The sequence below is a fragment of the Methanospirillum stamsii genome, assembly GCF_003173335.1.
Classification (GTDB): domain Archaea; phylum Halobacteriota; class Methanomicrobia; order Methanomicrobiales; family Methanospirillaceae; genus Methanospirillum; species Methanospirillum stamsii.
Window position 1 is genome coordinate 1 of sequence record NZ_QGMZ01000004.1, and the last position, 11,267, is coordinate 11,267.

General features: G+C 41.1%; 11 protein-coding genes. 6 read left to right on the forward strand and 5 right to left on the reverse strand.

All coding sequences use genetic code 11. The features are described from left to right. A partial coding sequence (locus DLD82_RS00725) for an IS1634 family transposase (RefSeq protein ID WP_455323776.1) occupies positions 1 to 525 on the forward strand: 525 nt, incomplete at its 5' end. 90 nt (positions 526 to 615) lie between these two features. Here the strand turns inward: DLD82_RS00725 and DLD82_RS00730 are convergent. Next, positions 616 to 936 (reverse strand): hypothetical protein, encoded by a 321-nt coding sequence (locus tag DLD82_RS00730; protein WP_109939191.1) that lies wholly within the window; start codon positions 934 to 936, stop codon positions 616 to 618. Here DLD82_RS00730 and DLD82_RS18340 point away from each other — a divergent pair. After that, positions 931 to 1,137 carry a hypothetical protein gene (locus DLD82_RS18340; RefSeq protein ID WP_109939192.1) on the forward strand — a complete coding sequence of 69 codons (207 nt, stop codon included), beginning with the start codon at positions 931 to 933 and terminating at the stop codon, positions 1,135 to 1,137. The two genes, DLD82_RS00730 and DLD82_RS18340, sit on opposite strands and share 6 nt — an antisense overlap. A gap of 281 nt (positions 1,138 to 1,418) precedes the next feature. Here DLD82_RS18340 and DLD82_RS00740 read toward each other — a convergent pair whose 3' ends face one another. After that, on the reverse strand, positions 1,419 to 2,720 hold the full coding sequence (locus tag DLD82_RS00740) for an ATP-binding protein (RefSeq protein ID WP_109939193.1): 1,302 nt from the start codon (positions 2,718 to 2,720) through the stop codon (positions 1,419 to 1,421). A 98-nt stretch (positions 2,721 to 2,818) separates the two neighbouring features. On the opposite strand from DLD82_RS00740, the gene DLD82_RS00745 reads away from it, so the two are divergent. Next, positions 2,819 to 3,010, forward strand: coding sequence for a hypothetical protein (locus DLD82_RS00745; protein WP_109939194.1), 192 nt, complete (start codon positions 2,819 to 2,821; stop codon positions 3,008 to 3,010). Positions 3,011 to 3,202: 192 nt separating this feature from the next. Here DLD82_RS00745 and DLD82_RS00750 read toward each other — a convergent pair whose 3' ends face one another. Together DLD82_RS00750 and DLD82_RS00755 are read right to left on the reverse strand one after the other, a co-directional pair. After that, a complete protein-coding gene (locus DLD82_RS00750) occupies positions 3,203 to 4,306 on the reverse strand; it encodes a HEAT repeat domain-containing protein (RefSeq protein WP_109939195.1) in 1,104 nt (367 codons plus the stop codon). A 20-nt stretch (positions 4,307 to 4,326) separates the two neighbouring features. After that, positions 4,327 to 5,307 carry a hypothetical protein gene (locus tag DLD82_RS00755; RefSeq protein ID WP_109939196.1) on the reverse strand — a complete coding sequence of 327 codons (981 nt, stop codon included), beginning with the start codon at positions 5,305 to 5,307 and terminating at the stop codon, positions 4,327 to 4,329. Between the two features lie 135 nt (positions 5,308 to 5,442). On the opposite strand from DLD82_RS00755, the gene DLD82_RS00760 reads away from it, so the two are divergent. From DLD82_RS00760 to DLD82_RS00770, 3 genes are all read left to right on the forward strand, one after another. Then, positions 5,443 to 5,844, forward strand: a complete 402-nt coding sequence (locus DLD82_RS00760; RefSeq protein WP_109939333.1) for a tetratricopeptide repeat protein — start codon at positions 5,443 to 5,445, stop codon at positions 5,842 to 5,844. 144 nt (positions 5,845 to 5,988) lie between these two features. Further along, positions 5,989 to 7,575 carry an ATP-binding protein gene (locus DLD82_RS00765; protein ID WP_109939197.1) on the forward strand — a complete coding sequence of 529 codons (1,587 nt, stop codon included), beginning with the start codon at positions 5,989 to 5,991 and terminating at the stop codon, positions 7,573 to 7,575. A 189-nt stretch (positions 7,576 to 7,764) separates the two neighbouring features. Further along, the gene (locus DLD82_RS00770; protein WP_146199647.1) at positions 7,765 to 9,456 is read left to right on the forward strand and encodes a C1 family peptidase; all 1,692 of its coding nucleotides are present in this window, start codon (positions 7,765 to 7,767) and stop codon (positions 9,454 to 9,456) included. A 28-nt stretch (positions 9,457 to 9,484) separates the two neighbouring features. On the opposite strand, the gene DLD82_RS00775 is transcribed toward DLD82_RS00770, so the two are convergent. Next, entirely contained in the window at positions 9,485 to 11,173 is a 1,689-nt protein-coding gene (locus DLD82_RS00775; protein ID WP_109939199.1) for an ATP-binding protein, read from the reverse strand. Positions 11,174 to 11,267: the final 94 nt, after the last annotated feature.

Sequence of the window (11,267 nt, forward strand, 5' to 3'; positions counted from 1 at the left end):
TTAAAGCAGGAATTAGAGTCTGGTGAACGCGTTCTACAACATGAGAAACTCTATCAGCAATTTTTCACATGGAAGACAACACCTAAACGGGGAACTCAGGTGATGGTCAAGGAGGAGAGCGTGATCGAAGCTAAACGCTATTTTGGATTCTTTGCCCTGATTACCAATGAGACCATGAATGCAGTAACTGCCCTTGAACTTTATCGGAACAAAGATGTGGTCGAAAAGGCCTTCGGAAATCTCAAAGAACGGTTGAACATGCGTCGAACCCTGGTTTCTTCAGAACAAAGTCTTGATGGAAAACTGTTTGTCCAGTTTGTGGCCCTGATTTATCTCTCATATATAAAAAAGCAGATGCAGGAGAAGGATCTTGTCAAAAGATTTTCAATTCCTGGTTTATTGGATAAGCTGGATGTGATTGAATGCTTCGAACAGCCGGGAAAAGCTCTGCAAGTGGGTGAGATGGTGGAAAAACTTAAGCAGTTATATTACGATCTTGGGGTAACTCCCCCTACATCGTTATGAGGGGGCGGGAATGTAGGGTACATACAAAGATGATCCCAAAAACCCTCGATTCTTTCAGATGTCGAATTGGAGCAATTTCTTCAAACGTTTTTAAATCTCGAAAACTCTCTCGACATAATCACGTTCAAAATACAACTTCACAACATCGTCTGTAGAAAGAGTTGGATCTGATGAATATAGGAGATATTTACCCTCCAATTGCTCATCCTCGATTCTTGCTTCATTATTGGTTCTCCAGTCGAGAGTAAAGCCATCCTGATGTACCTGTATTGTATATTCAAAAAATTTGGCACTTGTTTTAGGTGGAAATTTCTTAATTCTGTTAATAATCTCTTTTTCCTCCATTTTTAAGATTGACGAAACCGCCAAATATCTATCGTTCGCTTCAAAAAACGCCTTAATTGATTGCATCTCCGGATATCATTTGACCGCGAAACAACAGAGGTTGTGCGGGTATTAACAGAATACATGGCATATTACAAAGGCCTGTCAAAGCATCTCCCGGATATCGTCCTGGAGATTAAGGAAGCAGACAAAAATGAATCGAAGGTCTATGTTGAGATTCAGACTAGCCATGATGGAATGATGGATTCTCACATACTTCGGTGCTGATACCTCATCGGAGTAGCGAATGCCAGGAAAGAAACTGATGATGTACGGATTATCACAATTCCTCATCATTGTATGGAACGAATAACATCCGGACACAATATTGTTTGCGGAAAAAATGTTATTTCGATTGAGGGTGTTGCCATGCTAACGTCTCAATAAAATGTTGGTAATTACTTTCACACCGTATGAAAAAACCTCTGATACAAATAAGATCGTCCAGTAAAAGCGAGATGAAGCAAAAGTCTGGATAGCCTGATGAGCCACCCCATTCATATAGGCATCTACGGATAAAAATCGGGATAAAGCATGTACTTCCAGACCGGAACCATTATCACATGTCTGCCTGCTACTTCTTCTTCACGAAACGTGTCCATAGTTAATATGTAACCTTTTTTTAATCCGTGCTCGGTCAAAGCATCTAAAAGCCCGTTTACCTCCCTGGTTTTTGTTTTTTCATTTCGTATATCAGATGAGACCTGAATCGCTGAAATAACAGATGTCTCTTTCATGATTAAAAAATCACATTCTCTTCCTGTTTTTTTGCCGGAATAATAATATAGGTCATAGTTCTTCTTTGATTGTAATAAGTATAAGAAAAACAGGTTCTCCAGTTTTTGTCCGGTATTTTCAGAGAAATTAAATGATATTGTCTTTAAAAAACTATTATCTCCGATATACACCTTTGATGATGCCTGAGCCTGTTTCTTAAGAGAAAAATAAAATGCCGGCAGAGTATAGAAGAGGAATGAATCCCTTAAATACTCAATATACTGACTAATTGTATTATTGCTCTTAATATCAGTAACTTTTCTCAGCGTAGAATAGGTAAAAATGGAGCCTGAATTTGTAGCCAGATAGGTTGCAAGCCTGGAAAGACCTGTTTTCTCTCGTATATTATTACGATTTTCAATGTCTCTCTTTAAAATGTCGTTGAAGTAGTACCCGGAAAGTTCAATATTGTTTTCTTTCAAAACCTCAGGGAATCCTCCATATTCAAGATATATTTTAAAAAAATGTAATATTTCTGCGGATTTTTTTGAGGTCAATAAATTTTCCGGGGGAATATCTATCTCTTTCAGCCGTAAATATTCTCTAAAGTTGAATGGATAAAAATCAAGTACAACATTTCTTCCTGTAAGGGATGTTGCAATCTCTCTGCCCAGAATATTTGCATTTGATCCTGTTACAAATACTTTATAGCCCTTGAAATGGAGATTATTGAGCCATCGCTCCCATGCAGGTGCATACTGAATTTCGTCGAAGAAAAAGATGGTCTTCTTCTGCGTGGAAAATAGTTCTATTGCAATATTTTCAATATCCTGATAATTTTCAATGTTGATATCTGTAAGTCTGATGTCCTCAAAATTTATGAACAGAATATTCTCATTATTATCCTGATATTTTTTTGCTATAAGTCTTAAGACAGTACTTTTCCCTGATCTCCTTATTCCTGTTATGATTACGATCTCTTTTCCACGCATGTATTTTTCAGGATCTATCTCGCGATTAATGATATCTTTGGGTATTTCTTTAAAGATCTCCTGTTGTTGCAGGATTACATCTAATAACTGACCTTTATCCATGATATACTAAATATAGATCTTATATTTTATAACTGTTCTTTAAAATAGAACGGGTTATAATAAAGAGTTAGTCAAATATATAGAACGGTTCTTCATTGATGGGAGTTGAGGCAATAACCATAATCCGGACTGACTGTTTGTCATGCTGTATCCGGGATATTAATAAAACGCCGATTTATCGTACCTTTATTGCCAATTACCCCACACTCATCCTGGTGACCAGTAACGATGACCGGGTAAAGATTGACGAAACTCCCAAATCTCGATTCAACGCTTCAAAAAAGCCTTAATTGATTGCATCTCCGGATATCATTTGACCGCGAAACAATAGAGATTGTGGGGGGTATCAATAGAATACATAGCACATAACAAAGGCTTGTCGAAGGATCTCCCGAAATCGCCAGGCGAGATCCCGGAATAAGGTTCCATAATCAAAGAATGGTATAATGATTTCTCTTTGGAAACCTAAAGATCAACTAAATTTACTGGTTAATTTTATTCAGTTCTTCCTGTGCTCTGACTCTTACTGCACTATCTGTATCCTGCATACACCGGTTTAAAACCTGGATAATTTCTCCTTCATTACCCAATTTTCCCAGTGCTTTAATTGCCCGGAGTCTGACCCCTGCATCACTATCTTTCGTTGACTGGATGATATATGGAACAATTGATGAGTTCCCGATCCTCCCAATTGTTTTCACCGCTTCGCGCCTGACATAATATGATTCATCGCTTAATGTCTCAAGAATTAGGTCAAGGGATGAAATGGTGCCGGTTGTAACCCGGAGTGCAACAAGGGTTCCTACCCGGATTCTCCAATCCTTATCAGACAATCCCTGGATGAGTTCTGGAATGGCAATATCTCCGAGGTGTCCGAGTGCCTCAGCTGCCGTTTCCCTGACATACCGGTCATCATCTGCCAATACCTTCATCAGCGGATGAACTGCTTTTATTGCTCCGGTTCGCCCCAATGCTTCAACTGCATTCCGCCTGACATAAGGGCTATCATCACTCAATGCCCGGATAAGGGGCAGGACAACCCGTGGATCTGAGAGTTCAGATAATGCATCGACTGCTTCTTCCCGGTCATGTTCATCAGAACTCCCGAGAGCAGCGATAATAACATCGAAGTCTCCACCAAACCGTGATGTATCTCCCTCTTTTTTTCTCTCCCCTCTTTCGATAAGGTCAGTTAATATTGCCTCAACAAGCCGCCGGTCCTTGACATACAAAAGAAGGACCATGATGGTTGCTAAATCTAAACCGGTGTAGAGCATCACAAATGCAATACTGAACTGGTATCCGAAAATTTCGGCAAAAAATGCAAAAAAAACCACCGATAGTAAAATGATACCTACCAATTTTAGCCCGGACTTTGGGTACCACAAAGCCAGGAAAATTATCGGGATAAGATAGAGGTGTGGAATAAAAACATAGATGAACCGAAATCCTGTCCAGGGGCTTTCCCACAGGACATAAATCGAGACAAACAGTGCAATAAGTGCTAGTAATGAGATAAAAAGTAGTTTTCCGGTTTCGATATGTCCCCGGTGCTTCTGGATTAATCTGAGCAGCCTTTCAAGCACGGTTTACTCCGGACAAAAGACTATACTTCACCGAATATTGCCATTCGTGCTTCTTTTTCAAACTCCTCCTGGTTTTTCAGAGCCGCTGCCTGATGAGCCGGAGAGTCCCAGAAATAATATTTCTCTATCTGCATGAGATGGATCCATCGGTTGGTCATCTCCTCACCAATCTGGTATATCTGGAAGTAGGTGTCCGGACGGGGGTGCTCACAAAGCGCGGAGACTTTTAATTCTTTCAGGATATTGACCATGGCATCACCAACGAGTTTGGTCTGGTACCATGGATTTTTCTGCCACCGGTGAGTGAGCATCTCCATGAGGTTAAGATTCTTGAACTTTTTCAGCTCCGGAATATTGATCATCGGGTTTAATTTCATCTCGCTCATGACCTCACCCAGCATCAGGTCACGGGCAAAGAACATCCCGTTATGCATGACAAAATACCGCCGTGGAATAAAATCTTTGAATGAAACCAGATCATGCATATCACGCATACTCTCCTTCATGAGATAATAGACTTGCGCGTTACGCATGACCGGACAGAGTTTTGCAACCACAACATTTGCCAGCAGAGTCCATGGAAGTTCTATGATTGATTCATGGAAAAGCATGTACAGGTAAAACATCAGTTTCTTCTTCATCCAGAAATCAAGATGCCTGGTCTTTTCATCCTTCAGAACATCCAGGTAAATCTGCTCCATTCCGGCGGTTGCTGACTTTGCATCAAATGAGAGGACCTTATATGCATTGTTTTTTGCTGCAATGCCCCGAAGGAGGAGGCGGATTGCATTCTGGGCAATGACAAAGTCCTTGAGCATACCTATCTGCTGGTTGGAAAAGGCAATGACATTGCGTGAACCCTGGTAGGTATACTGGTCAAGCAGGATTCCTTTTCGAGGGGCCTCCTGTTTCCTCTGAAGATGGACTGTCGTTCCCAGTTGCTCTTCGATATGATCAAGAAGTGACTGAAGGGAAGATGATATCTCGTACTTATTTTCCATGGACTCAAACGTTATTTAGTCATCATCGTATATCACGGCAGCGATATGTTTGGCCTTATGGTATTGAGTATTCTGCTTGCATGAATAATGAAATGCATATATATTGATGGAACCAATGAGGAAGAAACGGATCATATGGCAGAAAATACTACCCACAAATTCCTGAGTAAGCGCGATGTACTGCTCAATAAAGCGGATGCATTTGCGCTTGAAGCAGATCAACTGGCCTACCAGGGGAAGTACGAGGAGGCGGTTGACAAATATGACCAGGCGCTTGCAATATATCCCTCAAATCCTGACCTCTGGGCATTTAAAGCAATAACCTTATCCGGGGGTCTAGGGAGAAACGAAGAGGCGCTTGAGTGCTGGGAGCGTGCAAAGAAACTTGATCATGTCCTAGCCGATGCAATTACTGATGTTCCGTCATCAGAAGGAATGACTGTGCATGAAAAGGATCTGGTTGACTTTAAGGGAAGTACTGCTGACCGGATCAGAAGCCTGGTCAAACAGCAGGCGATGGATAAGAAAAAGAAATAACTAATATTTTTTATTCTTCTGGGGTAATCATGATGCAGTTATCCCTTAAATGCATCATAAAAAAAGTTTAGCGGACTGATTTGTGAGGAAAGTATTCTGTATCATTCTCTTTGTAAATATCTGAAGTAAAATCGAGGATCAGATATGGTTTCTTTGAACCTTCCAATAGGGATACAATCATTTACAGAAATCAGAACCCGCAATTATCGGTATGTGGATAAAACTCATTTTCTCTCTGCCCTTGTCAATTCCGGAAAATACTACTTTCTCTCACGGCCACGTCGGTTTGGAAAAAGTCTCTTTATTGACACCTTGTATTGTGCCTTCTCCGGAAGAAAGGAACTCTTTCATAATCTGTATCTTGTTACTTCACAATCCGGGTGGGATTTTTCAAAAACGTACCCGGTTCTCCGGGTTGATTTTTCAGCAGGAATCGTTGATTCTCCGGAAGAATTAGTGAAAAGACTTGATCGCCTTCTAACCCAGTGGGAGACGGAGTATTCTACCAAAGGAACTCAGGGGTCCCCTGGTGAACGGTTACTTGAACTCATTCCTCAAATCGCAGAAAAAACCTGCACACAGGTTGTCATACTCATTGATGAATATGATAAACCAATATTGGATAATATAAATAATCCGGTTCTTGCAGCACAATTGCAGGATATCCTCAAAGGCTTCTATGCGGCGATTAAACCTCTTGATCAATATTTGAGATTTGTATTTCTCACCGGAGTATCAAAATTTGCAAAAACGGGAATTTTTTCCGGACTGAATAATCTGCTTGATATTACCATCGACACACGATACTCGGCCATTTGTGGTTATACTGAAGAAGATCTGAGTCGTGTTTTTGGTGATATGTTCACCTCTGAAAGTATTGATGACATAAAATCATGGTATAATGGATATTCCTGGACTGGAGAGTCGGTTTACAATCCCTTTGATATTCTCTTATACCTGGATCGAGGTATTTTCAGGCCCTATTGGTTTGAAACCGGAACTCCTTCATTTCTCATAAAATTATGGAAAACGAATCCCCGGGTACCTGCTGAATATGAGAGAATGGTGACGGGAGAGGAAAGCTTAGGCTCATTTGATCCTGAACATATCCGGATGGAAACGCTTCTTTTTCAGAGTGGTTACCTGACAATTAAAGAATGGTCTGCAGATCCCGTGCAAGGACTTGTCTGTGTTCTTGGATTTCCCAATATCGAAGTCAGAACCGCTTTAAATACTCTGTTTTCAGAAGTCCTTTGTGGGATAAATACTTCTCCTAACCGGAGTCGCCTGTATGGACTGCTTGAAAGTGCGGATATCTCTGGATTACGCGAATTATTTCATTCATTTTTCGCATCAATCCCCTATGACTGGTATCGGAAAAACCAGATCTCAAAGTTTGAAGGGTATTATGCGAGTATTTTTTATACTTATTTTGCCAGTCTTGGATATGATCTCATCGCTGAAGATATTACCAGTCAGGGAAGAATCGATCTCACAGTCCGGACAAAAAAGGCAGTCTGGATATTTGAATTTAAGGTACTCTCTTCTGACGGAAGAGATACTAAAAAACCCATGGAACAAATCCTGAAAAAAGATTATTCCCGGAAATACATGGCAAATAATCTGCCCATTTTCCTAATAGGTATCATCTTTGACCCAGAGACCCGGAATATAACCGGATGGGAAATCAAAAGAAGAGATGGAGCCTGTCCAGAAGAACTAAGCGTGTAATAATCAGTTTAAAGTACATGGCTCCTAAAGAGATTTGGGAAAAACTGGTCTCCCAGAATTATAAAAGTTTTCATAGGGCATCTGCCTAATATCCCTCAAATCATTTGAAATTTTATTTAAACTCGAAGGCGCCTGCACAATATTATTCCTGATGATTGTAAAATATTGGTGATTACCTGGACAAATCTCATGAATAGGCATCTTCATTATCTTTTTGTATTCATCGTCATCTGCTTAATATGTCTTCATATCGCCAGTGCTTCGCTGAACACAACGAGTCCGGAGAACCCGGCAGCAGGAAAAATATCCGGAGTCATTGATAAACAAATCAAGCCATCCGGAATAATACCGGCGCCTGCGTTATCCCCCTCACGAACAGACCCTGTAAAAACCGGAATCAGTGAAATAAACCCGGTCAATACAACAAATTGCGAGACCTGTGTTGATTCTGTCCGGACAGAGGAAGAATTGTCCACTGAAAACCTGATGAGTATTGATGCTGTTAATCAGGAGATAGAAGATATTAATGAGTATATTGACCAGCATGACATGAACTGGACCGCTGGGATAACTTCGGTTTCATATTTCTCCGATGAAGCTTATGAACAACTTCTTGGAGCCGTACCACAGGAAATCCCCGGAGCAGTTATGCAAATTGCTTCAACTCCCGTCGATATACAGTCACTTCCTGCATCATTTGACTGGAGAAATAATGGTGGTGACTGGACAACTCCAATCCGGAATCAGGGGGGTTGTGGTTCCTGTTGGGCATTTGCTTCAACCGGAGTCTTTGAATCATACCAGGAACGGCGGTATGGCAATCCAAATCTGAATCCGGATTATTCTGAACAGTACCTGGTCAGTTGTAATCAGAATGGATGGAGTTGTTCAGGCGGATGGATATCTTTTCCCTATTTCATCAATACAGCCGGAAAAAGTGGTGGGGTCGGGACGGTAACGGAGGGTGATTATCCCTATACGGCAACCACTTCCGGTTGTAAATCTCTCAGCGGATATGTCCGGTATTCTGCCCCTGCAGGAGCGTACTGGTCATATGCTGGAAGTAGCAGCGGGGTTCCGTCTGTTGATCAGATAAAATCCGCAATATACACACATGGGCCGGTCTTTGCTGGAATTGCTGCGGATAATTATTTCAAAAATTACAGGAATGGCGTCTTCTCCGGTTCGTCAACGAATATGAATCATGCGGTTATTATTGTCGGATGGGGCTCAGATGCCAGAGGAACGTACTGGATTTGTAAAAATTCCTGGGGGACCGGATGGGGAGAATCCGGGTGGTTTAGAATCTACGCCGGATCGAACCTTATCGGATATTCGGCCTGTTATATGTACCTCCCTGACATGCCAGCCCCGACTATCAGTTCGATAACTCCATCTTCCGGGGCTAGGAATAGCACCGTCGCAATTACCAATCTTTCAGGGTCGAATTTCCAAACCGGGCTATCAGTTCTTCTCACCCGAGCAGGGTATAATGATATTACCGGAACCAATGTTGCCCTCGTATCCACGAGTCAGGTAACCTGCTCATTTCCTCTTATCGGGAGCACTCCAGGTAAATGGAAAGTACTAGTAGTAAATCCTGATGGAAAATCTGCCAATCTTACCGATGGATTTTCAGTTGTTTCGGATGTCAAGGCCCGGTTCTATGGGGTTCCGGAGCCTACCGTTCATCCACTTACCATCCGGTTTTTTGATGTATCGGTTGGAAACCCGGTCTCCCGGACCTGGAGTTTTGGTGATGGAACACATTCCACCGAATCTTCCCCCACGAAGACCTATACAGAGGCCGGAACTTATACTGTCACTTTAGCGGTAGATGACGGATATGAAGTAAGTTCAGAGCAGGGTCTGGTATCGTAAGTTCCAGAAAATAATTTTTGCTTTTTTGTCATACTTCTGACATGGAAACACATCGGTCTCCGGCAAAGACCAACACCCATTTTTTCAGATTTTTAATAACCGTCAGTTCAGGTGAAGAGATGTATTGCATGAGTTGTTTCTCACCTGCACGTTTTGCTGTTTCAATACTCTTTTTTGACGAATCAGTCATCTTCAGGTATTTTAGTTCAAAAACCGCGTAATAATCCGGATGCCAGGGATCCCTTTTAAGGAGAGCAATATCGATGTATCCATCTGAAACTTCATATTCGGATTTTACGAGGTACAGGTTGCTCATGTTTGCATAGGTGAAAAGTGCAATCTTGATGTACTTCTCATCAAACCCGATAAAGTCACGATTTGAAAAAGCATGAAGAAGTTCTTCTATTAAACTGACGAGTTTTGTGCATCTGCCTTCATATCCGATCTCCCGCATTGCTTCCCTGACTTTTTCATTATGGATGTCAAAGTCTCCCTCCCTGGCGATAATCCTGAGAAAAAAATCATAGTATATTCCCTTGATAACATAATTTGGGATGTTCAGGCTTATTTCACCTGGAATGGCCCTTTTTATGGTTAGTAATCCAAGATAATAAAGGAGCGAAACAAAATCATCCCTGGTGAAATCCTTTTCCATGGAGAACTGTGAGGTGATTTGTGCTGACACTTCACCGGAATATACGATGTCTTTGAGTACTGAAATGTTTCTTTCCGGAGACTTAATTCTGATAAGGCGGCTTATCTTTCCATAATCACTGGCGATATTCATGTCCAGTAATTGTTCGGGAGGTTTCCCCCATTCAAGATAAGAACTCATGTAATACAGAATCATATCGCTGTTGAAAATCCGCGTATTTTCACCTTCACTGAACAGGTACCCATTATAATATCTTCGCATAGTTGGGAGCAGCGTTTCAGATCCATATTCCTGTGGAAGTGTCTGTTCCATGAGCAGGATCACTTCTTCTTCAGTAAAGCCCATCATCTCGTTTAATTTCGGGCTCCTGGTAAGGTTACTGCTGATATTAAAACCGGACGTCAGACTATCAAGAGTAATTGGTGATACACCGGTTGCAAAGATTCTGTCAACATAGTTTTTTGTTCCCATCTTCAATGCTTCGTACCATTTCCTGATGAACCCCTGTCTGCTTATGGTTTCCTGGAAAAGGTCGATATTAAAACTCAGGAGTTCATTTGCAAAATGATCATACTCGTCAATAATTACGTATATTCTCCCTTTCATCTCATCAGGAAGCCGTGAAAAAAAGGTACTCAGTATATCTGCACCAGATTCTGAAGGTTCTAATTGAATGGCAAGGTTATAATGGTCGATAAACTGGGTTAGAGAATCCCGTATCCTTGCAGAAAAACTTTTTTGAAGTTCTCTGTCGGTTTCAGTTGTAATTGCAGAAAAATCAAAGTTTAAAATATAATAGGAGTTACGTTTTATTGTCGGGTCTATTCCAATTTTTGTTCCTGAAAAGAGGTTGTTAAAATTATTTTTTTCACTGATATCGTAGTAATAATGTAAAAGTGATACAAAGAGGCTCTTTCCAAATCTCCGGGGTCTTAAAAAGAAAATATATGGAGGACTTTCCTCAAGGAGGCGGATATACCGTGTTTTATCAATGAATATGTAACCCTCTTCACGCATTTTCCGGAAATTGCTGATTCCGTATGGAATCTTTTGAAGAGTCATGATAATATATTGGTTATAACAGTACAAGAAACCATCCGGGTGTTGTATAAAAAAATATCGGATGCACTACAGGGCGAGTTGGTATGCCGGTTTT